Source organism: Caulobacter sp. ErkDOM-E (assembly GCF_048541895.1).
GTDB lineage: Bacteria > Pseudomonadota > Alphaproteobacteria > Caulobacterales > Caulobacteraceae > Caulobacter.
Genome location: NZ_CP183331.1, coordinates 728,528 through 750,600, shown reverse-complemented (window position 1 = coordinate 750,600; position 22,073 = coordinate 728,528). Strand labels below are relative to the sequence as shown.

Annotated in this window: 19 protein-coding genes; 9 read left to right on the top strand and 10 right to left on the bottom strand. The window is 67.6% G+C overall.

Going from position 1 to position 22,073, the window contains the following annotated elements; translation table 11 throughout:
* Positions 1–17: 17 nt before the first annotated feature.
* The 4 genes from ACN2C7_RS03790 to ACN2C7_RS03775 all read left to right on the top strand — a co-directional run bounded on the left by ACN2C7_RS03790 (position 18) and on the right by ACN2C7_RS03775 (position 5,173).
* Complete coding sequence (locus ACN2C7_RS03790) at positions 18–1,895, top strand: polysaccharide biosynthesis protein (RefSeq protein WP_419319951.1); 1,878 nt, start codon at positions 18–20, stop codon at positions 1,893–1,895.
* A gap of 836 nt (positions 1,896–2,731) precedes the next feature.
* Complete coding sequence (gene thiD, locus ACN2C7_RS03785) at positions 2,732–3,535, top strand: bifunctional hydroxymethylpyrimidine kinase/phosphomethylpyrimidine kinase (protein ID WP_419319950.1); 804 nt, start codon at positions 2,732–2,734, stop codon at positions 3,533–3,535.
* Positions 3,532–4,119: a nucleotidyltransferase family protein gene (locus ACN2C7_RS03780; protein WP_419319949.1), complete on the top strand. Its 588-nt coding sequence runs from the start codon at positions 3,532–3,534 to the stop codon at positions 4,117–4,119. The genes thiD and ACN2C7_RS03780 overlap by 4 nt, the downstream gene beginning before the upstream one ends.
* Positions 4,120–4,351: 232 nt before the next feature.
* Positions 4,352–5,173, top strand: a complete 822-nt coding sequence (locus ACN2C7_RS03775) for a PhzF family phenazine biosynthesis protein (RefSeq protein WP_419319948.1) — start codon at positions 4,352–4,354, stop codon at positions 5,171–5,173.
* 12 nt (positions 5,174–5,185) lie between these two features.
* Here ACN2C7_RS03775 and ACN2C7_RS03770 read toward each other — a convergent pair whose 3' ends face one another.
* Together ACN2C7_RS03770 and ACN2C7_RS03765 are read right to left on the bottom strand one after the other, a co-directional pair.
* Complete coding sequence (locus ACN2C7_RS03770; RefSeq protein WP_419319947.1) at positions 5,186–5,575, bottom strand: hypothetical protein; 390 nt, start codon at positions 5,573–5,575, stop codon at positions 5,186–5,188.
* A gap of 133 nt (positions 5,576–5,708) precedes the next feature.
* On the bottom strand, positions 5,709–7,586 hold the full coding sequence (locus ACN2C7_RS03765; protein WP_419319946.1) for an ATP-binding protein: 1,878 nt from the start codon (positions 7,584–7,586) through the stop codon (positions 5,709–5,711).
* Between the two features lie 160 nt (positions 7,587–7,746).
* On the opposite strand from ACN2C7_RS03765, the gene ACN2C7_RS03760 reads away from it, so the two are divergent.
* From ACN2C7_RS03760 to ACN2C7_RS03740, 5 genes are all read left to right on the top strand, one after another.
* A complete protein-coding gene (locus ACN2C7_RS03760) occupies positions 7,747–8,097 on the top strand; it encodes a hypothetical protein (protein WP_419319945.1) in 351 nt (116 codons plus the stop codon).
* Positions 8,098–8,155: 58 nt separating this feature from the next.
* Positions 8,156–8,581, top strand: coding sequence for a hypothetical protein (locus ACN2C7_RS03755; protein ID WP_419319944.1), 426 nt, complete (start codon positions 8,156–8,158; stop codon positions 8,579–8,581).
* A gap of 135 nt (positions 8,582–8,716) precedes the next feature.
* Positions 8,717–9,904 carry a phosphoserine transaminase gene (locus tag ACN2C7_RS03750; RefSeq protein ID WP_419319943.1) on the top strand — a complete coding sequence of 396 codons (1,188 nt, stop codon included), beginning with the start codon at positions 8,717–8,719 and terminating at the stop codon, positions 9,902–9,904.
* A 129-nt stretch (positions 9,905–10,033) separates the two neighbouring features.
* Positions 10,034–11,614 carry a phosphoglycerate dehydrogenase gene (serA, locus tag ACN2C7_RS03745; RefSeq protein ID WP_419321387.1) on the top strand — a complete coding sequence of 527 codons (1,581 nt, stop codon included), beginning with the start codon at positions 10,034–10,036 and terminating at the stop codon, positions 11,612–11,614.
* A 72-nt stretch (positions 11,615–11,686) separates the two neighbouring features.
* Entirely contained in the window at positions 11,687–12,058 is a 372-nt protein-coding gene (locus ACN2C7_RS03740; RefSeq protein ID WP_419321385.1) for a VanZ family protein, read from the top strand.
* Here the strand turns inward: ACN2C7_RS03740 and ACN2C7_RS03735 are convergent.
* The 8 genes from ACN2C7_RS03735 to ACN2C7_RS03700 all read right to left on the bottom strand — a co-directional run bounded on the left by ACN2C7_RS03735 (position 12,055) and on the right by ACN2C7_RS03700 (position 22,070).
* Complete coding sequence (locus ACN2C7_RS03735; protein ID WP_419319942.1) at positions 12,055–12,792, bottom strand: hypothetical protein; 738 nt, start codon at positions 12,790–12,792, stop codon at positions 12,055–12,057. The two genes, ACN2C7_RS03740 and ACN2C7_RS03735, sit on opposite strands and share 4 nt — an antisense overlap.
* A gap of 1,248 nt (positions 12,793–14,040) precedes the next feature.
* Positions 14,041–14,856, bottom strand: a complete 816-nt coding sequence (gene folP, locus ACN2C7_RS03730) for a dihydropteroate synthase (protein WP_419319940.1) — start codon at positions 14,854–14,856, stop codon at positions 14,041–14,043.
* Between the two features lie 180 nt (positions 14,857–15,036).
* The gene (ftsH, locus tag ACN2C7_RS03725; RefSeq protein WP_419319939.1) at positions 15,037–16,908 is read right to left on the bottom strand and encodes an ATP-dependent zinc metalloprotease FtsH; all 1,872 of its coding nucleotides are present in this window, start codon (positions 16,906–16,908) and stop codon (positions 15,037–15,039) included.
* 76 nt (positions 16,909–16,984) lie between these two features.
* A complete protein-coding gene (gene tilS / locus ACN2C7_RS03720; RefSeq protein WP_419319938.1) occupies positions 16,985–18,214 on the bottom strand; it encodes a tRNA lysidine(34) synthetase TilS in 1,230 nt (409 codons plus the stop codon).
* Positions 18,205–19,047 (bottom strand): tol-pal system protein YbgF, encoded by an 843-nt coding sequence (gene ybgF, locus ACN2C7_RS03715; protein WP_419319936.1) that lies wholly within the window; start codon positions 19,045–19,047, stop codon positions 18,205–18,207. The genes tilS and ybgF overlap by 10 nt, the downstream gene beginning before the upstream one ends.
* Before the next feature lie 163 nt (positions 19,048–19,210).
* A complete protein-coding gene (gene pal, locus ACN2C7_RS03710) occupies positions 19,211–19,774 on the bottom strand; it encodes a peptidoglycan-associated lipoprotein Pal (RefSeq protein ID WP_419321383.1) in 564 nt (187 codons plus the stop codon).
* 173 nt (positions 19,775–19,947) lie between these two features.
* Positions 19,948–21,243: a Tol-Pal system beta propeller repeat protein TolB gene (gene tolB / locus ACN2C7_RS03705; RefSeq protein WP_419319935.1), complete on the bottom strand. Its 1,296-nt coding sequence runs from the start codon at positions 21,241–21,243 to the stop codon at positions 19,948–19,950.
* 20 nt (positions 21,244–21,263) lie between these two features.
* Positions 21,264–22,070, bottom strand: coding sequence for an energy transducer TonB (locus tag ACN2C7_RS03700; protein WP_419319934.1), 807 nt, complete (start codon positions 22,068–22,070; stop codon positions 21,264–21,266).
* Positions 22,071–22,073: the final 3 nt, after the last annotated feature.

The window sequence follows — 22,073 nt, the reverse complement described above, 5'->3', positions numbered from 1 at the left end:
AAGTAGAGGTTTCGTCTATGGGTCGTGCGGGAAAGATCGCAGCGCACACGCTGCTAGCCTTCCTGGCCTTCCTGGCTGGCAGGGTCTTGGCCGGCGTCACGACGATCGACATGCACGTCTTGCCCCAGGCCGCTCTGTTCGCCGTCTCGGCGCTGCTGGTCGAGCTGGTGCTTCGCGTTGAGCGCGTGCCATGGCGCTTCGTGGCGGCCAGCGACATCCTGCGTCTGGCCCGTTCGGCCTTCGTCACCTGTCTGGTTTTCGCCGCCCTGCTCTGGCTGGTCACCGCGCGGTTCGAGGGCCTTCGCGCCCTGATCGGCGCGTTCGTGATCCAGGTCTTCCTGCTGGCCAGCCTGCGGGTCGTGCGTCGCGGCCTGCACGAGCGCGTACTGTTCGAATCGGTTCTTGGCCTGCGCACGGGCGCCGCCCATCCCGCCCAGCCCCGCCTGCTGATCGTCGGCGCCGCCGCCGAGGCCGAGGAATTCCTGCGGGCTCCGACCGGCCTTGGCGAACGCTACACCCCGGTCGGGGTGGTCTCGCCGCTCGAACGGGAAACGGGCGACGAACTGCGCGGCGTCTGCGTGCTGGGCTCGATCGCGGCCTTCGACTCGGTGCTGGCGCAACTGCGCGAGGGCGGCCTGGCCCCGGCGGCCATCCTGTTTCTGGCCGACAGCCCGATGAGCGCCTTCGGCTCCGAGCGCCTGGGCCGGCTGAAGAGCGAGGGCATGCGCCTGCTGCGCCGCCATGGCGTGGTCGAGATGGGCCACACCGCCACCGCCCTGCGCGAAATCAGCCTCGAGGAACTGCTCAGCCGCCCGCCCGTGTGTCTGGATCCCGAGCCCGTCCGCACCCTGGTGGCCGGCCGCCGGGTTCTGGTCACCGGGGCCGGCGGCAGCATCGGCTCAGAGCTGTGCCGCCAGATCGCCGCCAGCGGCTGCGCCCAGCTGACCCTGCTGGATGTCTCCGAGGCCAACCTCTTCCATATCGACCGCGAGCTGGGCGAGGCCTGGCCCTCCCTGTTGCGCCGCGAGGTCCTGTGCGACGTCCGCGACGCCGCCCGGCTGGACCGCGTGTTCGCCGCCGAGCGGCCCGAGATCGTCTTCCACGCCGCGGCGCTCAAGCACGTCACCATGGTCGAGAACCATCCCTGCGAAGGCGCCCGCACCAACGTGCTGGGCACCCGCAACGTGGCCATGGCCGCCAAGGCCTTCGGGGCGGCGCACATGGCGCTGATCTCGACCGACAAGGCCGTGGCCCCGACCAGCGTGATGGGCGCGACCAAGCGCGTCGCCGAGGCCCTGGCCCGCCAGTACGGCTCCAGCCACGAGACGCGGGTCAGCATCGTGCGGTTCGGCAATGTGCTGGGCTCGGCCGGTTCGGTGGTGCCGCTGTTCCAGCACCAGATCGCCCGCGGCGGCCCGATCACCCTGACCGACGCCGAGGTCGAACGCTTCTTCATGACCATCCCCGAGGCGGTGCAACTGGTGCTGCGCGCCGTGGCCCTGTCGACCACCTCGTCCGAGCCGCCGGCCGGCGTGCTGACCCTGGAGATGGGCGAGCCGGTCAAGATCATCGACCTGGCCCGCCGCATGATCGAACTGCAGGGCCTGGTCCCCGACCGCGATATCGAGATCCGCATCACCGGCCTTCGCCCCGGCGAAAAGCTCACCGAGGTGCTGGTCGACGTCAACGAAGCCGCCAGGCCCAAGGCGCCGGGGGTGATCGAAGCCGCGCCCCAGACGCCGTGCCCGATCATCGACGCCGACCTGCTGGCCCTGCTGGAAAGCACCGCCATGGCGGGTGACGAATTTGGCGTCCGCAGCCAGTTGTTCGCGATGGTCGACCGCATTCGCGGGACCGAGACCGCCGCCCCGGCCAAGGCCCGCAGCCGGGCTTAGGGTTCAGCCTGGACCGCGATGGAGACGCTGGCGCGAAGCGGCGGTGTTTCTCCGGCCAACGCCGCAGGCCCCCTCCTGACCGCTACGCGGTCGTCCTCCCCCTTGTCAGGGGGAAGATGAAACGCGCCGACCTCATCTTCCCCCTCCGGGGGAAGACGGCTGCGCAGCAGCCCGTAGGGGGCAAGTGCGGGGATGCAGCGCAGCCTATCCCCGTACTTTCCGGGGCCGAGGTCAACAAAATCAACCGCTTGTAAAAAAGTTGATCGCGCCAATCCTCGGCGCTCAAACCCACTGCATAATCATAGCTGTCCCTGTCGCAGGGGGAGGCGCCTGGATCCGGCCCAACAGCGGCGATGGGGATGGAGCTGAGCGGGGCCGCGCGGTCACGCGGCGAGGACGAAGGTGGTCTGTTCGTTGGATAGATCCGGGACCACCGGAGGGCTCGTCGGAGGAACAGCGTGGAGCAACAGGGCGAGGGATCGTAAACCCGCCTATCGCGCATCGTCGGGGGTCGAGACGGTTAGCCGATTGACCTTGGTGCGCGCCCGTACGGGGGCTCTTGGGTATCAGAGCTGAAAGACGCTCGCTTGGCCCAATCCTCACGCAAGAACAGCTTCTGCGAAGCGGACAGGTCGAGCCGAAACGCACACAACACATCACGGTCATCCGGGTTCGCCCCGGCCGCTTCGCGCCTCCCCGACCCACTTGCAGCCGTTTTCGGCGCGAGGCTGAGAGCCCGTGTCTTCTCCCTTCCCCCTTTGATGGGGGAAGGGGGCCTGGACGCCAATGCCGCCGCCCTCTTCGCACTCCGCCGATTCCCCCCTAGGACTGCCGTCATGACCCACGCTCAGCAAGGCCGCGTTCTCGTCATCGCCGGATCGGATTCCGGCGGCGGCGCGGGCATTCAGGCCGACATCAAGACCATCACCGCCCTGGGCGGCTATGCGGCCACCGCCATCACCGCCGTGACGGTGCAGAACACGCTGGGCGTCACCGGCGTGCATCCGATCCCGTTGGAGATCATCGCCGCCCAGGCCCGCGCCGTGCTCGACGATATCGGGGCCGACGCCATCAAGACCGGCATGCTGGGCGATGTGGGCGTGGTCGAGACGGTCGCCGTCATTCTGGAATACGCCAAAAACGTCCCGGTGGTGGTCGACCCGGTGATGGTCGCCAAGGGCGGGGCCAGCCTGCTGGCCGACGCCGCCATCGGGGCGGTGAAAAGCCTGATGATCCCCCGCGCCGCCCTGCTGACCCCCAATGCGCCCGAGGCCGCGGCCCTGACCGGGTTGAGCGTCGAGACCACCGACGACCTGCGCCGGGCCGGCGAGGCGCTGCTGGCCATGGGCGCCCGGGCCGTGCTGATGAAGGGCGGGCACATTGAGGGCGACCGGATGATCGACGTGCTGATGACCCCGGCCGGCGAGACCACCTTCGAGGGCGAGCGGATCGACACCCGCCACACCCACGGCACCGGCTGCACCCTGGCCAGCGCCTGCGCGACGGGCCTGGCCCAGGGCCTGCCGCTGGAACAGGCGGTGGCGCGGGCCTGGAACTATGTGCACGAGGCGATGTTGCGCGCGCCGGGCTTCGGCCAAGGGCATGGCCCCCTGGATCACGGATGGATGCTGCGCAAATGACCGGTTCCCTGGAAGCCCGCCTGATCGACATCGTCCATGGTGTGCCGACTACGATGCAGGTGTTGCGCGTCGTTCGGGATCTGGATCTGCCCGATGCGATGATCTTTTCCGGCGCCATCTATCAACCGGTCTGGAACCACCTGACCGGCCGCGCGCCCGACTACGGGATCAAGGACTATGACGTCGCCTATCACGACGCCTCCGACACCTCCTACGAGGCCGAGGATGTCGTGATCCAGCGGGTCGCCGCCGCCTTTGAGCCACCGCTGCGCGACCTGGTCGAGGTGCGCAACCAGGCCCGGGTGCATCTGTGGTTCGAAAAGAAGTTCGGGGCCGACGAGCCCTATCCGCCGCTGGAAGACAGCGCCGCCGCGCTGAAGCGTTTCGTGGCCACCGCCTTCTGCGTGGGCGTACGGATGGAGGCCGATGACACCCTGAGCGTCTTCGCGCCGTTCGGGCTGGACGACCTGTTTGCGATGCATCTGCGGCCCAATCCCCTGCGGCTGAAGGGCACGGGCGGCTGGAAACGGACGACAGGCTCGGCCCAGGCGCGCTGGCCGGAGATCACGGTGGAGGGGGCTTGAACGCCACCACTCCCGCTCTCCCCGGCGAAGGCCGGGGTCCAGAATCATCCAGAGCGGTTTGGGATGATGCGCCTTCAGCCTGAGCCCTATCCACAATGTGTTCGGGTTCGATCTGGGCCCCGGCCTTCGCCGGGGAGAGCGGTTACAGATTGTCATCATGACAATGTTATCTTTGATCTGTGGATCAATCCGAATTAGCCCTGTCGGCGTCTTCCTCTGAAAGATCCGCCCCATGCGCCAGTGGACCATCGACGCCTTCGCCTCCGCGCCCTTCAGGGGTAACCCGGCCTGTGTGGTCGAACCCTTCGACGCGTGGCCCTCAACGGCCTGGATGCAGGCCATGGCGGGTGAGAACAACCAGGCCGAGACCTCGTTCCTGTTGAAGACCGCCGATCCGGCGCGGTTTGGCCTGCGCTGGTTCACCCCCGCCGTCGAGGCGCCGATCTGCGGTCACGCCACCCTGGCGGCGGCGCATGCGCTGTTCTTCGAGCAGGGCGTCGACGCGCCGCTGCTGACCTTCGACACCCAGGCGGGCGCCCTGACCGTGCGTCGCGACGGCGAGCGTCTGGAGATGGATTTTCCCGCCGATCCGCCGCGCAGGGTCTCGCTTCCCGAAGGCCTGACCGAGGCCCTGGGCGCGGCGCCGGTCGAGGTCTGGGCCGGCATGTATCTGATCGCGGTGATGAAGGACGAGGCGACCGTCCGCGCGCTGACGCCCGATCAGGCGGCGGTGAAGCTGATTGGCGGCGAGGCTACGGGCGGTCCGGGCCAGATTGTGGCCGTGGCCCTGGCCGATCCGGATCGGCCCTATCAGGTGGTCAGTCGCTTCTTCGCGCCGGGCTGCGGCATCCCCGAGGATCCGACGACGGGCTCGGCCCACTGCATGCTGATGCCGCTGTTTGGCGAGCGGCTGGGGCGCGAGGCGCTGAGCTTCCATCAGGCGTATCCCGGGCGAGGCGGGGACCTGGACTGCGAAAGCCGCGGCGCGCGCGTTCTGTTGCGCGGCCGCGGCTTTACGGTGGTGGAAAGCCGGCTCCGTCTGGAGCCGGTCTGACCGGCGTCGGGACTACCAGCGCGGGCGATAGTCGTCGCGGTGATCGCGATAGTCGCGGTCGTGGTCGCGGTCGCGGCCATAGCCTGAGCCATAGTCACGGTCGTGACGCTCGTAGCGGATGGCGGCGCTGATGCGGTCGAAGCGACGATCCAGGTCGGCGCGCTCCCAGCCGCTCAGGCCATCGCGGCGATAGCGGTATTCGAGGCGGGCGGTTTCGCGCAGCTGGGCGTTGAGGCGATAGGCTTCGCCACGGCTCAGCGAACCGTTGCGCAGGCCTTGGTCAATGCGGCGCTCCAGGCGGTCCTGGCGGTGATTGAAGGACTGGGCGGACGCAACAGCGGGGACAACGGTGGCGGCCACCAGGGCCGAGACCGCCGTGATCGAAAGCAGGATCTTTTTCATCGGTCGGTTCCTCTTCAAGCTCTCCGCCGCCCGGGTGGATGACGTTGATCTGAAGAAACCATGCCCAGCCTGAAGCGGTTCTGAGCCGCTCGTTGTCTGGCGTTCAGGTTGGGAGAATCTTCGCCAGCCGCCTTCAGGCCGCGTCGGCGAGGCGCGCGGCGGTCATGGCCGCTTCGATGGCCGCATAGAGCTTGGTCACTTCGATCGGCTTGGCGACATGGCCGTCCATGCCGGCGGCCAGATAGCCCTCGACCTGGTGGGCCAGGGCGTTGGCCGTGACCGCCACGATCGGCGTGCGGGCCCGGCCTTCGGCCCGTTCCAGTTCGCGGATGGTCCTGGCGGCCTCGACGCCATCCATGATCGGCATGTGGATGTCCATCAGAATGATGTCGTGTCCGCCGCGCTTCCAGGCCTCGATACAGGCCGCGCCGTCTGAGACCAGTTCGACCTCGGCGCCCAGCGGGGCCAGGACGGCGGCGATGACCTTCTGATTGGTCGGATTGTCGTCGGCGGCCAGCACGCGCGGACGGGTGCGAGGGGCCGCTGGGCGCGCCTCCACGGCTCCGGCGACGGTGGCCTCGGCGTCGCCGCGCGGCATGGAGAGAACCACGGTAAAGGTCGAGCCCCGGCCCTCTCGGCTCTGCACGGCGATCCCGCCGCCCATCAGGGTGGCCAGCTCGCGGCAGATCGCCAGGCCCAGACCCGAGCCGCCGAACTGGCGGGTCATCGAGCTGTCGGCCTGGACGAACTTGTCGAACAGTCGCGGCTGCATCTCGGCAGAGATGCCGATACCGGTGTCAGCCACGTCGATCCGCAGGCCCGAGCCATCTTCGGCGGAGGCAAACCGCACCGCCACCGCGCCGGCCGGAGTGAACTTCAGGGCGTTGGAGATCAGGTTGCCGAGGATCTGCCGCAGGCGGTCGACATCGCCGCGCCAGACGCCCTGGGCTTCGGCGGCCACCGCGACTTCAAAGGCCAGGCCCTTGTCACGCGCTTCGCCGGCGAAGCTGTCGCGCAGAGAGACCGCCAGGGCGGGCAGGTCGAAGTCCTCGGCTGCCAGGTCCAGACGGCCGGCCTCGATCTTGGAGAGATCGAGCACATCGTTCAGCACGGCCAGCAGGAGGCCGCCCGACTCGCGGATTACCATCAGGCGCTCTTGCTGGGCGGGCTTGAGCTCGTCCATCGCCATGACCTCGGCCATGGCCAGAACGCCGTTCAGCGGCGTGCGGATCTCGTGGCTCATATTGGCCAGGAAGTGGGATTTCAGGACATTGGCGGCGTTGGCTTCATCGCGCGCCTTGACCAGCTCGGCCATGGCTCCGCGAAGGTCCTGGTCATTGATCTCCAGCCGGCTGACCAGCTGGTTGAAACTTTCGGTCAGGCTCTGGAAGACGTCGTCCTCGCTGGTCTGCTCTACGGGGCGGAAGCGTCCGTCGGCGGCCACGGCCTGCATGGCCTCGGTCAGGCGCTGCATCGGGCGCGTCATGCGGCGCGCCAGGCCGTTCGCCAGCAGGATCGCCAGTCCGGCCGAGCCAAAGAACAGCGTGCCGGTCAGGGCCAGGTCGCGGGCCAGGATCTGTTCCAACCGCGGTTCGCGGGCCACCAGGGCCAGGGTTCCGATCTGCCGGCCGTCCAGCAGGATCTTCTTCTCGACGGTCTGGGTCGATTTTCCGGCCTCGGGCGCGGCGCCAAGGTGGGCGACCACGCGGCCCTGCAGGTCGGAAATCTGCACGCCTGCCACGTGCGGCGCATTGGCGACGGCGGCCAGGGCGTTGCTGACGCCGACCACGTCGCCAGCAGCCAGGGGCGCGGCGGCGCCCGCCGCGACCATCTGGGTCAGAACCTGATGATTGGCTCGGGCCTCCTGCCGGGCGACGCTCCATTGCTGGACCATGAAGCAGGCGCAGGCGGCGACCAGGGCGATGACCGTGGTGATCAGCGCCACGCCCGCGATTCGCGCCTGGAGGGGAACGTGCGTTGGAGCGTCGGTGCTGCGGAGCGGATCAGACATTGGGGGCCCGGGTGAATGCCGAGACCCATTTTGGGGGCATCTCCCTAACGCTTCGCTTCCAAGCCGGTCAGATAGCGCGGCAAAACAACGCTAAGACGTGTTTCTGATTGCACACTCGTTAAGACTTCGTTTACCTTAATTGACAGGTTCTTAACGGGAGATGGGCATGGACAAGGTTTTTGTTGCACAACGCATCGCGACCAAGCTGTTCGCGACGGAAAACGCCGTTGACGCGGCCATGGTTGAAGCCGCCGAGCTGATGGCGGACATGCTTCGCGCTCGCAAGGACATCGGCCTGTCGGCCGTGGTCGGCGACCGCGCCAGCGCCAAGCTAGTGGAGGCCCTTGCCGCGTTGGGCGAAGCCCGCTCGGCCATGGTCGAAATGCACAATGAACTGAACGATGTGAAGCTTCGCATCGGCGTCCGTACCAAGATGGTCGGTTTTGAAGACAAGCCGCCGGAAGGCGCCTTCCGGCGCGCGGATATTGCGGCTGTCCGCGAAGCCGTCTAACGATCATTGCAATAGTTTAACTGCTTAAGGCCTCTAATTCCGGTTAGAGGCCTTTTTCATGTACACTTCTCTCGCGCCCATTATTGGCTGGACGGTGCTTGTCGCCATCCTGGTGGTCGCCTTCCTAAAGGGCGGGCTGGCAGAGCGGTTTGGCGCCCTCTTAGTCCTGATCTCCGCTGCGGTGGCGATGGCGATTCACGTCCTCGCGCCCCGTGACCTCCAGCCGACACTCCTTTTAATGGACGAAGCATTTTTGGCGCTGGGCTTTTTGCTCTTGGCCTTGCGATACACAAGCGTCTGGCTGGGCGGTGCGATGATCCTGCAAGCTGTCCAGTTCAGCCTGCACGCTTACTATCTGGTTGGCGAACTGCCGCGAAACCGCACCTATGCGATCATCAATAACGTCGACACGATCGGCGTTCTGGCCTGCATCCTGGTCGGCACGCTTCTGGCCTGGCGAAAGCGGACGCGCGCCGCAAAATAATTGCCGGCTGGCGCCTGGAAGCCCACCGCCGCGACAAATCTCTCCTTGCCTTTCGGCCTGAAACGGAGTTTCTCGCCGGCGGGCCACGCCCCCCCAACGGGGCGCTGTCCATCTGTAAGGATGGGAGACATCGCTATGACTACCTTCGCCAAGCCGGCGCAACGTCCGGCTCGCCCCGAGTTCTCTTCCGGCCCCTGCGCCAAGCGCCCCGGCTGGACCCCCGAAAATCTCAGAAACGCTGTTTTGGGCCGGTCGCACCGCTCGAAGCTGGGCAAGGCGCGCCTGAAGGCCGCCATCGACCAGACCCGCGAAGTGCTGGAAGTCCCGGCAGACTTCCTGATCGGCATCGTCGCCGGCTCCGACACCGGCGCCGTCGAAATGGCGATGTGGTCGATGCTGGGCGCCCGCCCCGTGCAGCTGATGGCCTTTGAGTCCTTCGGCAAGGACTGGGTCACCGACGTCACCAAGCAATTGAAGCTGCCCAATGTCGAGGTGCTCGACGCGCCCTACGGCCAGCTGCCCGACACCTCCAAGGTCGATCCGGCCAAGGACCTGGTCTTCACCTGGAACGGCACGACCTCGGGCGTCCGCGTCCCGAACGCCGACTTCATCGCGGCCGACCGTGAAGGCATCACCATCTGCGACGCCACCAGCGCCGCCTTCGCCCAGGACCTGGACTGGACCAAGCTCGATGTCGTGACCTTCTCCTGGCAGAAGGCGCTGGGCGGCGAAGGCGCGCACGGCGTGCTGATCCTGTCGCCCCGCGCGGTGGCGCGCCTCGAGAGCTACACGCCGGCCTGGCCGATGCCCAAGCTGTTCCGCATGACCAAGGCCAACAAGGACGGCGGCAACAAGGTTTCCCTCGACATCTTCGAGGGCGCGACCATCAACACGCCGTCGATGCTCTGCGTGGAAGACGCGCTGGACGCCCTGAAGTGGGCCTCGTCCATCGGCGGTCTGGAAGGCATGCAATCGCGCGCCGACCAGAACCTGGCCGTGATCGCCGACTGGGTGGCCAAGACCCCGTGGGTCGATTTCCTGGCCGCCACGCCGGACATCCGCTCCAACACCTCGGTGTGCCTCAAGGTCGTCGATCCTGCGATCGCCGCCCTGCCGGAAGACGCCCAGGCCGACTTCGCCAAGAAGCTGGCCAGCCTGCTCGAGAAAGAGGGCGCGGCCCTCGATATCGGCGGCTATCGCGACGCCCCGGCCGGCCTGCGCATCTGGTGCGGCGCCACCGTCGAGGCTTCGGATCTGGAAGCCCTGACCCCTTGGCTGGACTGGGCGTTCGCCACCGTCTCGGCCGAGCTGGTCGCCGCCTAAACGCCTCCCAATACGACTGGAATCCTCGTCCCTCGATCTGTTCGGGACGGGGGTTTCAGACCCCCCCAACACAGCCGCCGCCCGAAATCCGTCGAAGGACGGGGCCGGCTCTCCAGGATCGGACACCGCATCATGGCTCCCCGCGTTCTCATCGCTGACAAGCTCAGCCCCGCCGCCGTCGACATCTTCAAGAACCGCGGCGTCGACTTCGACATCAAGGTCGGCCTGACCAAGGACGAACTGATCGCTGTCATCGGCGACTATGACGGCATCGCCATCCGCTCGGGCGCCAAGCTCGACAAGGACGTGATCGCCGCCGCCCACAAGCTGCAGGTCATCGCCCGGGCCGGCATCGGCGTCGACAATGTCGATATCCCCGCCGCGACGGCCAAGGGCGTGGTGGTGATGAACACCCCGTTCGGCAACTCGATCACCACGGCCGAGCACGCCATCGCCATGATGTTCGCCCTGGCCCGCCAGCTGCCCGCCGCCGACGCCTCGACCCAGGCCGGCAAGTGGGAGAAGAACCGCTTCATGGGTGTGGAGCTGTACGCCAAGACGCTGGGCCTGATCGGCGCCGGCAATATCGGCGGCATCGTCGCTGACCGGGCTCTGGGCCTGAAGATGAAGGTCGTGGCCTACGACCCGTTCCTGAGCCCTGAGCGCGCCATCGAGATGGGCGTCGAAAAGGTCGAGCTGGAAGACCTGCTGGCCCGCGCCGACGTCATCACCCTGCACACCCCGCTGACCGACAAGACCCGCAACATCCTGTCGGCCGAGAACCTGGCCAAGACCAAGAAGGGCGTGCTGATCGTCAACTGCGCCCGCGGCGGTCTGGTCGACGAGGTTGCCCTGCGCGCCCTGCTCGACAGCGGCCATGTCGGCGGCGCCGGCTTTGACGTGTTTGTCACCGAGCCGGCCAAGGAAAACCCGCTGTTTGGCTCGGACCGCGTGGTGGCCACCCCGCACCTGGGCGCCAGCACCAACGAAGCCCAGGAGAACGTCGCGCTGCAGGTCGCCGAGCAGATGAGCGACTACCTGCTGACCGGCGCCGTCACCAACGCGCTGAACAGCCCGTCGATCACGGCCGAAGAAGCCCCCAAGCTGAAGCCGTTCGTGGCCCTGGCCGAGAAGATCGGCGCCCTGGCCGGCCAGATGGTCGACTTCGGCATCAAGGCCATCGACATCGCCTATGAGGGCGAGGTCGCCAATCTCAACGTCAAGCCGATGACCTCGGCGGCGCTGGCCGGGATCCTCAAGCCGATGCTGGCCGAGATCAACATGGTCTCCGCCCCGGCCGTGGCCAAGGAGCGCGGCATCACCGTCTCCGAGAGCCGCCAGGAAGTCAGCCCCACCTATGACAGCCTGATGCGCATCACCATCACCACCGAAAAGGGCAAGCGCGCCTTTGCCGGCACGGTGATCGCCGGCGCCCCGCGCGTCGTCGAGGTCAAGGGCATGGAGCTGGACGCGGCCTTCTCGCCGGCCATGCTCTATATCAACAACCTCGACAAGCCGGGCTTCATCGGCGCCCTGGGCATGCTGCTGGGCGAGGCGGGCGTCAACATCGCCACCTTCAACCTGGGCCGGCTGTCGGCCGACGAAGACGCCATCGCCCTGGTCGGCGTCGACCAGGCCCCGAGCGCCGATCTTCTGGCCAAGATCCAGGCTCTGCCCCACGTGAAGGAAGCGCGCGCGCTGACGTTCTAGGCTTTGCGATTTCGTCATCCTGGGGCGGCATAGTCGCCGTCCCGGGATGATGAATGGGTTTCAAGTTTGAGCATGCCGCTGTTCCAGAACCGCAAGGTCAATCGCCTGGCCTTCGCCGTCTTCGTGACGGCGTCGCTGTTTACCCTGTGGCGGGCCGTGCTGCCGGATGACGGCGGGATCGTCTTTATTCCGTGGGACAAGGCCAAGCATTTCATCGCCTTCTATGTGCTGACCGCCCTGGCCGTCGCCGCCCTGCCGGCCAGCCGTTTCTGGCGGATCGGCGCGGTCCTGCTGAGCTTCGGCGTCGGGATCGAGCTGGTGCAGGCCCTGGTCGGCCGTGACGCCGCGTTTGGCGACGTGGTCGCCGACGCCTGCGGGATCGGGGCGCTGTTTGGGCCGATCGTCCTGCGCGCCTGGACCCGGAGAGAGCCAGCCGCAGCCTAGTTATAGGCCAGATGCTCGGGTCGGAAGTAGAACAGCCACTCCAGCTTCAGGACGTTTTGCAGTTCCCGGAAGCTGGGCGGCTCATAGCGCGACACCACATGCAGCGGCTTGTCGGTGATCTTCAGCGCCTCGATGAGCAGGACGATCGAGGTGTCGACCGTGGCGATCCGCGCGGCGCGTTCGATCACCGTGCTCCAGTCAATCAGGGTATAGCCCTCAACCATCCGTAGGCGGACTTCCTTTTCCGGCGCCCGGTGTGGAAAGGGAATGGTGCGCGAGCTGCAGGTCTCGTTGATCAGGGCATAGGGCACGCCGTCGTCCAGGCCCAGTTCGCGAAACAGCCGCTCTTCCTTTTCCAGGTCGCGGCGCAGGGTGACGTGGTCGGCCCAGCCGTCCATCTCGACGCCGGAGACCTGGTATTTCAGATCCATGGTCTGTTCGGGGGCGTAGCGCCACGAGAAGAACAGCGACAGGAACGTGTAGGCGTTGGCCTCGATGGGGCTGAGCGCGATCTTGTCGGCCAGGAACAGGATCTCGTCGCGAAACTCGAAATCGTGCTCGAGGGTCGGGGTCTCGACATTGTCCGGCATGACCAGGGCGTCATAGACCCATTTGTGCGTCTCGCGCACCGGCAGGATCACTCTGCGGCCGCCGGCGGCATAGGTTTTGACGATCTTCTGGATGAAGAGCAGATCGCCGGCCATGCCGGGCTGAAAGATGATCACGGGCTTCATGTCGGGCTCGCAGAATCGTGCTGGCGACCAGTCTGGCACAACTTCACCATTGGACACCCTGTGACGGAGACACACGGCTTTGCGCTCTCGCGCCGAAATCGGCCGCAAGTGGGTCGGGGAGGCGCGAAGCGGCCGGGGCGAACCCGGATGACCGTGATGTGTGTTTTGCGTTTCGGTTCGACCTGTCCGCTTCGCAGAAGCTGTTCTTGCGTGAGGATTGGGCCAAGCGAGCGTGTTTCAGCTCTGATACCCAAGAGCCCCCGTACGGGCGCGCATCCCGTCGATCGGCTAACCGTCTCGACGCCGACGATGCGCGATGGGCGGGTTTACGATCCCTCGCCCTCTTCGACCCGCGCTCACCCGGCCGACGAGCCACTCAGCGTTTGCGCCGTCCTTCTGAGACAGCCCGCACACCTCGACCCGCCTTCCAGGGCGTCGCGGCCCCGCTCAGCTCCATCCCCATCGCCGCTTTGGGCCGGTACCAGGCGCCCTCCCCCTGCGACGGGGACAGCTATGATTATGCAGTGGGTTTGAGCTCCGAGGATTGGCGCGATCAACTATTTTACAAGTTGTTGATTGGGCTGGGTTCTGTTTCGGAAAGTACGGGGATACAGCGCCCTCCATCCCCGTGCCGGCCGCAAAGTCCTCCCCCTGAAGGGGGAGGCGGCCGGAGGCCGGTGGGGGAAGACCCCTCCGACTCAGCAGCACTACCCCCTCCGATCACTTCGTGATCGCCTCCCCCTTCAGGGAGAGGACTTGGGAGCGCCCTCCTTCGCGCCGAAGGGAGCCATCCTTAAATCTCACGGCGAGACGATCGCCGGTCTGACCAGGTTGCTCAAGGACGGCCCCTGCGGGGCCGCCGCGCAGCGGCGACGCGAGAGCGTCGTCCTTGACCAACCTGGTCAGACCGGCACGCTGCAGCCTCCAAGAGATTTAAGGATGAGCGGGACGCAGGGCGTCCGCTTGTGGGCATTGAGCCAAAGACTACTTTCGACCCAAAGCGGCATCTCGAAAGTTCCGCTTCGGAGGCTTCACCTCACCCCCATAAATCTTGTCATCCCGGCCGGACGCCCGTGAGGGCGGGAGCGCCGGGACCCAGGGGCAACTGCAGTGAGGCGGCCCCTGGGTCCCGGCTCTCCGCTACGCTACGGCCGGGATGACAAGATATTTGGGGGCGGCGACCAGTGTCCTGTTCTGACCGGGTCCACACCCCCCTAGCGGACCTTCAATGCATCCGCCCAGCGCCCCTCACGACGCCGCCCTCACCGCCTCCCAAACCGCCAGAGCCTGCGCCGTCTCGCGCACGTCGTGGGCCCGCACCGCCGCGACGCCCGCCGCCGCGCCGGCTAGGTGGGCCGCGAGCGAGCCGCCCAGACGGGCCCCGGCGGCCTCGCCCAGCGGGTCGATGGCGGCGATGAAGCGCTTGCGGCTGGCGCCCAGCAGCACCGGGTAGCCCAGGGCGACAAGGCGCGGCAGGGCGGCCAGCAGGGACAGGTTGTGCGCGAACGTCTTGCCAAAGCCGATGCCGGGATCCAGCCAGATCTTGCCGCGCTCGACCCCCGCCGCCACGGCGGCGTCGGCGCGGGCCAGCAGGAAGGCTTCGACCTGCGCGACCACATCGTCATAGACCGGCGCGTCCTGCATCGTGCCGGGCTCGCCCAGCATGTGCATCAACACCACCTCGCAGCCCAGTTCGGCGGCGACCTGCGGCGCGTCGGGGGCGAAGCGCAGGGCGGCGACATCGTTCCAGATCGTGGCCCCGGCCGCGACGGCGGCGCGGGCGACGGCGGGCTTCATGGTGTCGATCGAGATCGCCACGTCGCTGTCGGCCCGGATCGCCGCGATCAGCGGGATCACCCGGGCCAGCTCGTCGGCTTCCGTGACCGGCGCGGCGCCGGGCCGGGTCGACTCGCCGCCGATATCCAGAATGTCGGCGCCGTCGGCGATCAGTTGGCGGGCATGGGCCAGGGCCGAGGCGTGGTCCATGAACCGGCCGCCATCGGAGAAGCTGTCGGGGGTGACATTGACGATGCCCATGAGGCGGGGCCGAGCGGAGAGAGTCATGAGGGCGTTTTAGGCCGTGGACGCCCCCTCCGTCACGTCGCGTCTCCGCACCGCGCCACCTCCCCCGCAAGCGGGGCAGGAAAAGCAGCAGCGTGACGGCGGGGACCCGCAGCCTTGACCGCCCAAAGAAAAAGCCGGCCCCGCGAGGGACCGGCTTTTCCGTGTCGTCTGAAGAAGGCCTTAGGCCGTGACGCCCGTGGGCGAGATCGGCACCGAGGACATCGGCAGGGCCGGCTTCTTTTCGTCTTCGTCTTTGCGGTTGGGCTGGACGCCCTTCATGACGCCGATGATCTCGTCGCCGCTCAGGGTTTCGAACTCCAGCAGGGCCTTGGCGACCGCATGCAGGTTGTCCAGCTCCTCGGTCAGGATCCGGCGCGCCTCGTCCTCGCCGGTCTTGACCAGGCGGCGGACCTCGGCGTCGATCGTGATCATGGTCTCGGGCGAGACGTTCTGGGTGCGAGCCACAGAGTGACCCAGGAACACTTCGTCCTGGTTGTCGCCATAGGCCACGGTGCCCAGCTTGTCGGAGAAGCCCCAGCGGGTGACCATGTTGCGGGCCAGGCCGGTGGCGGCGCTGATGTCGCTGGAGGCGCCCGAGGTGATCTTCTCCTTGCCGAAGATCAGTTCCTCGGCCACCCGGCCGGCCATCATGATCGCTAGGCGCGAGGTCATCATGTCGAAGCTCATCGAGTAGCGATCGCCCTCGGGAAGCTGCATGACCATGCCCAGGGCCCGGCCACGCGGCACGATGGTGGCCTTGTGGACCGGATCTGCCACGGGGACGCGCAGGGCCACCAGGGCGTGGCCGCCCTCGTGATAGGCCGTCAGCTTCTTTTCGCTCTCGCTCATGGCCATGGAGCGACGCTCGGCGCCCATCATGACCTTGTCCTTGGCGTGCTCGAAGTCGTGCATGGTGACCATGCGACGCTCCTTGCGGGCCGCCGTCAGGGCCGCTTCATTGACCAGGTTGGCCAGATCCGCGCCCGAGAAGCCGGGGGTGCCGCGCGCCAGGGTGCGCACGTCGACATCGGCGGCCAGGGGAACGTTCTTCATGTGGACGCGGATGATCTTCTCGCGACCGGCCACATCGGGATTGGGCACCACGACCTGACGGTCAAAACGGCCGGGACGCAGCAGGGCCGGGTCCAGAACGTCGGGACGGTTGGTGGCGGCGATCAGGATGATGCCTTCATTGGCCTCGAAGCCGTCCATCTCTACCAGCAGCTGGTTGAGGGTCTGCTCGCGCTCGTCGTTACCGCCGCCCAGGCCGGCGCCGCGGTGGCGACCGACGGCGTCGATTTCGTCGATGAAGATGATGCAGGGGGCGTTCTTCTTGGCCTGCTCGAACATGTCGCGCACGCGGCTGGCGCCGACGCCGACGAACATCTCGACGAAGTCAGAGCCCGAGATCGTGAAGAACGGCACGCCCGCCTCACCCGCGACGGCGCGGGCGATCAGGGTCTTGCCGGTGCCCGGAGGGCCGATCAGCAGGGCGCCCTTGGGGATCTTGCCGCCCAGGCGCTGGAACTTGGCCGGATCCTTCAGGAAATCGACGATCTCCTGCAGTTCTTCCTTGGCCTCGTCGACGCCGGCGACGTCGTCGAAGATCACCTTGTTCTTGTTCTCGGTCAGCAGGCGGGCCTTGGACTTGCCAAAGCCCATGGCGCCCTTGGCGCCGCCCTGCATCTGGCGCATGAAAAACACCCAGACGCCGATCACCAGAATGATCGGCAGCAGGTTGACCAGAATGGCCAGCAGGCTGATGCCGCCGCCCTTGAACTTGACGTCCGCGCCCCTCGCCACCAGGCGATTGACCAGTTCGTCCGAATTGTTCGGCGCGTTGACGGTGAGCACGTTGCCCGAGCCGTCCTTGGCCGCCACGATCGGGCCGGCGATCTCGGCCGACTTGATTTCGCCGGCGTCCACCTTGCGCAGAAGCTGCGAATAGCTGATTTCGCCGCCAGCCTGGGTGTGCGAGGTCTGGTTGACGACAAAGACGCCGACCAGCACCGCAACGATGACCAGCCAGATGGCCGCATTCCTGAAATTCATACCCGTCGTCTTCCCAACGATAGCCTTCGACATCCCAAGATAGGGGGTCGCAAGCGCTTGCGCCACGCGTGCGTCGTCAGGTCACGCATTCTTGGTCGATCAGACCCGTCGCGGCCCTGAAACGATCCAGGAAGAGAGCCCGAATTCGCACACCCTCGCTGACTGCAAGAGCCGGGCCGCCGAGCATGGGACAAACGACGCCGCCACTCGCCAAAGCCAAGGCGGGCAAGGCCTGGCGGGCTGCGGCGGGTGTGGCCTTGAGGGCGGCGCGCTGGGCTTTCGACAGGCTGGCGGCCAGGCCTTTCAGGGCGCGGACGGTGACGGCGGCCTTGCCGGCGGTAATTTCATAACGGCCGTCCCAGACGCCGGTTTCGTGCGGCCCCAGCGCCAGATCGGCCAGACCGCCCCGCGCCGACTCGCCCGCGTCCCTGTGGAATCGCACCGCGTCGGGGCCGGCCTCGATTCGCGCGCCGGCCAGGGTGGCGGTGAACAGCTCACCCGATCGCAGCCGGGCGACCAGGCGCTCCAGTCGCTCGCCGCGCGGCGGACGCTCGGTCCCGGCGGCGCACAGGCAGGCGGCGGCGAGGTGGGCGGCGGCGGCGTCTCGCGGCAGGGCGATGACGCCCACGGGGTCGCCTTCGAAGATCGGAGGCGCGCGCCGCGCCGGCTCGGCGGCCGGCGCACCGGTCGCGGCCAGCGACCGCCGCGCCCGGGCGCGGGCCGAGCGCGGATCGTCATTGGCCGGGTCGTCCAGCCAGGTCTCGCCCCGCTCGCGCAGAAAGTCGCGCAGATCAGAACGGCGCTGGTCCAGCAGGGGGCGCAGCAGGAAGACGTCCCGTCCCTCGGGCCAGACCGGTGACGGCGACCAGTCGCGCGGATCGGAGACGGTGGAGCCCTCGGCCCGCATGGCGGCGGCTTCCATCCGGTCGTCGGCGGTGTGACCCAGAAGCAGGACACGCGCCCCGGCGGCGCGGGCGGCCTGGGCCAGCAGGGCGTGACGGGCCCGGCGGGCGGCGGCCGAAAGGCCGGCGGTCGGCTTGTCACCCGTCCAGGCCAGGGAGAGGGCGTTCGCGCCGAGATCGCGCGCGTGGGTGACCGCCTCGCGGGTCCAGGCGGCGCTGGCCGGCTGCAGCTGGTGGTCGACGGTCAGGCTCAGAACCGGACGGCCGTGCGCCCGGGCCCAGTCCAGGGTCAGGATCAGCAGGGCCAGGGAGTCGCCCCCGCCGGAAAAGCCGACCGCAATGGGCGCGCGGCTCGCGGGATCCAGCCGCCGATCAAAGGCGGCCGAAATCCCTGTCAGGCGCACTTGGCCGCGACGCGGGTCGAGGCGGCGCGCGACACGACAGCCGGCGGGGCCTTGGGATAGCGCTTGGCCAGCTCATCCAGGGTCTTGCAGGCGTCGGCGGGCTTTTTCAGCGCCACCAGAGCCCGCGACAGCTTCAGGGTGGCGTCGGGCGCCCAGCCGGTCTGCGGCCAGCCGCGCACGGCGCCCAGAAAGGCCCCGGCGGCGTCGCCATAGGCTTCGCGCACGAACAGGGTCTCGCCCAGCCAGTAGCGGGCTTCGGGCGCCTTGGGGTTGTCGGGATAGTTGGTCACATAGGCCAAGAAGGCGGCTTCGGCATTGGCGTAGTCGCCGTCCAGCAGGAACTGGCGCGCCTGCTTGAAGGCCACGGCCGGATCGGCGGGCGGCGCGAGCGGGGCCGGCGTCTCGGCCACCTGGGCGGCCTCGACGGCGGCGGTCTCCAGGGCGGTCAGCTTGGCCTCGAGCGCCGCGAGGCGGGCCTCAAGGGCGTCGCTACGGGTCTTCTGCTCGGCCGAGGCCCGGCGGGCCTGGTCCAGATCGTGGGTCAGGGTCTCGTTCTGGCCGTTGACGCGCTGCAGGGTCTGTTCCAGATCGCCGATACGCTCGCCCAGGGTCAGGATCTGGGCCTCGGTCTCGGCCGGCTGCACCACGACCGGCTTGCCGGTGTCGCGGCCCTGGAACACGATCGACCGCAGCTCGCGGACCACCTTCTCCATGCGCTCGACGCGCTTGACCGAGCGATCGTCCAGCGGATCTTCGGGCATGGGGGTTTGGGCCAGCGCCGGAATGGCGGCGGAAGCCAGCAGGGCGGCGAGCAGGACGGATTTCAGCTTCATGTCGGCGATTATGCCCTGATTGCGGACAAAAGTGGGGCAAACCCGAAAAGCCCTCCCCCTCGATGGGGGAGGGTTGGGTGGGGGTGGCTACGGCGTCAGCAGCTGAACCGCCGCATCACCCCCATCCCCGGCCCTTCCCCCATCAAGGGGGAAGGGAGCGTCTTTAGCGCGCGCCGTCGGTGATGGCGGTGCGGGCGTTACGGTTCTTGGCCCAGGCTTCTTCTGACGAACCGGCGTCGATCGGACGTTCCTTGCCGTAGGACAGGGTCTCGATGCGCGCGCCCGACACGCCCTGGCTGACCAGGAAGTCGCGGACGGCGTTGGCGCGGCGGGCGCCGAGGGCGAGGTTGTATTCGCGGGTGCCGCGTTCGTCGGCATTGCCTTCGATGCGGACGCGGACGGCCGGATAGCGGTTCAGCCACTGGGCCTGGGCGCCGAGCACCGGCTGGGCGTCGCTACGCACGACATATTCGTCCGTGTCGAAATAGATGCGCTCGCCGATATTGATGACGAAGTCCTGGACCGAGCCGGGGACCGCGCCCTGGCTGACCGGCGAGGTCGGCGGGGTGTAGGGCGCGCTGGGGCTGGCGGGCTCGCTCGGGGCCACGGGGGCGGGACCGGCCGGCGTCGGCCGCGAAGCGCAGGCGGCGAGAGAGGCGGCCGCCAAACCGATCAGCGCCAGTCTAGCGGCGCGCTTGGTGTCGAAGTTCATCCAGTTTCTCCTCAAAACCTCGGTTCGGACCAGTTGGATACCCTTCAAGCACCTCAACGGGACAATGAAAACGCCCGACCAAGCCTCACAATGGCGTCAGATCACCCTGTCGCGACCTTGATTCACTTGCAAGGCGAACCGTCACAACAAACGTCGCCGAACAGTCGAGGTTGCTCGACCGTCCAGATTCAGTCCAGCAACGGCGACCAGGCCGGATCAGAGGCCTGGCCTTGATAAGCGGCCGGACGCAGGATGCGGCCGGTGATGTCGACGGTCCACAGGCGCGGCGTGCCGCTCTGGCTCTCGCGGAAATACATCAGCACCCGGCCGTTCGGCGCCCAGGTCGGGCCCTCGTCCAGATAGCTGGTGGTCAGCAGGCGCTCGTCGCTGCCGTCGGTGCGCATGACGCCGATATGGAACTGGCCGGAAAGCTGCTTGGTGAAGGCGATGAAGTCGCCGCGCGGGCTCCAGACGGGCGTCGTATAGCGGCCGCCGCCATAGGAGATGCGCCGCACGCCCGAGCCGTCGGCGTTCATCATATAGAGCTGGGCCTGGCCGCCACGGTCGGAGTTGAAGACGATCTTGCTGCCGTCCGGCGAGAACGACGGCGAGGTGTCGATGGCCGGGTCGGTGGTGATGCGAACCGACTGGCGGCTGCGCAGGTCCAGCACATAGACGTCGCTGTTGCCGCCCTTTTCCACCGAGAAGGCCACCTTGCTGCCGTCGGGCGAGAAACGCGGAGCGAACACCATCCCCGGGAACTTGCCGACCGTTTCCTGGCGGCTGGTCTCGAGATTGAGCAGATAGATCGACGAGCCCGTCGGCCGCAGGGCCATATAGGTCAGCTCCTGGCTGGTGGCCGAGAAGCGCGGGGTCATGACGATATAGGAGCCGTCGGTCAGGAACTGCGGATTGGCGCCGTCCTGGTCCATGATCGCCAGGCGCTTGATCCGGGCCATCTTGGGGCCGCTCTCGGCCACGAAGGCGACGCGGGTGTCGAAATAGCCCTTTTCGCCGGTCAGGCGCTCATAGACGGCGTCGCTGATCTTGTGGGCCACGCGGCGCCAGTTGTCGGGCGTGGAGCTGAACTGCAGACCCAGCAGTTGCTGCTGGCTGAACACGTCCCACAGGCGGAAATCGACGCGCAGGCCGCCGTCGGCGCCTACCGTCACCTGGCCGTTGATCAGGGCCTGGGCCCCGGTGGCCTGCCAGTCGGGAAAGCGCGGCTGGACGTTTACGTCGGGCAGCTTGTCGGGCACGGCCGAGACGTTCAGCGGCTGGAACAGGCCTGAGCGCTCCAGATTGCCGGTGATGACCTGGGCGATCTCGGCCCCGCGACCCGAGCCGGAGAAGGCGGGCACGGCGATCGGCAGCGGCTTGACCGCGCCGGCGTTGATATCGACCTCGATCTGGGCGGCGGCCGGCGAGACCATGGCCCCGCCCAGCAAGGCGGCGACCATCAGAAGCAGGGCTTTCAGGCGCATCACATTCCCCTTGGGCGTCATCATCGCGTGCAAGCCTGTTTTGCGTTGAAGTTCAGGGCTATTTTCTGACCGTAGAGATCAGACGGCAGATAAGCGAACGGCGAAGCCTGCAACAGCGCGCGAACCGCGCGGTCGGAGGCGGCCTTGACCACCGGATCGGGCGATGTGGTGCCAGGCGACTCTGGCTGGCCGATCACGCGGCCGCCCGGTCCGATCACGAACACCACCCGCACATTGACGTTCGAGCCGCCCTCGACCTCGCAATTGGGGTTCCAGCGATCCTGGACCTCGCCCTGCAGGCGGCCCAGGGCGGCGGCCGAAAGGCCGGTGGCGGCGCCGGCGGCGGGACGGGCTGAGACCGAGGTCTCCGCCCGGCTGGGCCCCTTGGGCGCATTGGCGGCGGGTTTGCCGGTCGATTTCTTGGTCTTGGACAGCGACGCCTCCATCGAGGCGAAGAAGTCATCATTGGCCTTGGCCGGAGCCGGTTTCTTGGCCGGAGTCGGCGTGGGAGTCGGCTTGGGCGCGGCCTTGGACGGCGGGGTCGGCGCGGGCGTCGGAACCGGCGCCGGCACGGGGGCCGGCGGCGTGGGAGTCGCTTCGGCGACCGGCTCTTCGGTCAGGGCCGTCTGATCTTCCAGCGCCTCCTCGGCCGGGCGGACATTGGTCGGCCCGGTGGTGACGATATTGACCGGCACGCTTTCGCCCAGGGTGATGGGCACAGGCTTCTTCCACGGCAGGCCGATCAGGATCGCCGCCGCCACCAGCCCGTGCAGCGCGACCGACCCGATCAGGGCGGGCGAGAATCCGATTTCAGCACGCCGGGCCATCAG

Bases quoted from the DNA above. Each gene is read 5' to 3' on its own strand.
- ACN2C7_RS03780 (WP_419319949.1), top strand. From the start codon at position 3,532: ATGACCGGTTCCCTGGAAGCCCGCCTGATCGACATCGTCCATGGTGTG.
- ftsH (WP_419319939.1), bottom strand. From the start codon at position 16,908: ATGAATTTCAGGAATGCGGCCATCTGGCTGGTCATCGTTGCGGTGCTG.
- tolB (WP_419319935.1), bottom strand. From the start codon at position 21,243: ATGCGCCTGAAAGCCCTGCTTCTGATGGTCGCCGCCTTGCTGGGCGGG.
- ACN2C7_RS03775 (WP_419319948.1), top strand. From the start codon at position 4,352: ATGCGCCAGTGGACCATCGACGCCTTCGCCTCCGCGCCCTTCAGGGGT.
- ACN2C7_RS03740 (WP_419321385.1), top strand. From the start codon at position 11,687: ATGCCGCTGTTCCAGAACCGCAAGGTCAATCGCCTGGCCTTCGCCGTC.
- ACN2C7_RS03765 (WP_419319946.1), bottom strand. From the start codon at position 7,586: ATGTCTGATCCGCTCCGCAGCACCGACGCTCCAACGCACGTTCCCCTC.
- folP (WP_419319940.1), bottom strand. From the start codon at position 14,856: ATGACTCTCTCCGCTCGGCCCCGCCTCATGGGCATCGTCAATGTCACC.
- ACN2C7_RS03755 (WP_419319944.1), top strand. From the start codon at position 8,156: ATGTACACTTCTCTCGCGCCCATTATTGGCTGGACGGTGCTTGTCGCC.
- ybgF (WP_419319936.1), bottom strand. From the start codon at position 19,047: ATGAAGCTGAAATCCGTCCTGCTCGCCGCCCTGCTGGCTTCCGCCGCC.
- ACN2C7_RS03770 (WP_419319947.1), bottom strand. From the start codon at position 5,575: ATGAAAAAGATCCTGCTTTCGATCACGGCGGTCTCGGCCCTGGTGGCC.
- ACN2C7_RS03750 (WP_419319943.1), top strand. From the start codon at position 8,717: ATGACTACCTTCGCCAAGCCGGCGCAACGTCCGGCTCGCCCCGAGTTC.
- ACN2C7_RS03735 (WP_419319942.1), bottom strand. From the start codon at position 12,792: ATGAAGCCCGTGATCATCTTTCAGCCCGGCATGGCCGGCGATCTGCTC.
- ACN2C7_RS03700 (WP_419319934.1), bottom strand. From the start codon at position 22,070: ATGGCCCGGCGTGCTGAAATCGGATTCTCGCCCGCCCTGATCGGGTCG.
- thiD (WP_419319950.1), top strand. From the start codon at position 2,732: ATGACCCACGCTCAGCAAGGCCGCGTTCTCGTCATCGCCGGATCGGAT.
- ACN2C7_RS03760 (WP_419319945.1), top strand. From the start codon at position 7,747: ATGGGCATGGACAAGGTTTTTGTTGCACAACGCATCGCGACCAAGCTG.
- ACN2C7_RS03790 (WP_419319951.1), top strand. From the start codon at position 18: ATGGGTCGTGCGGGAAAGATCGCAGCGCACACGCTGCTAGCCTTCCTG.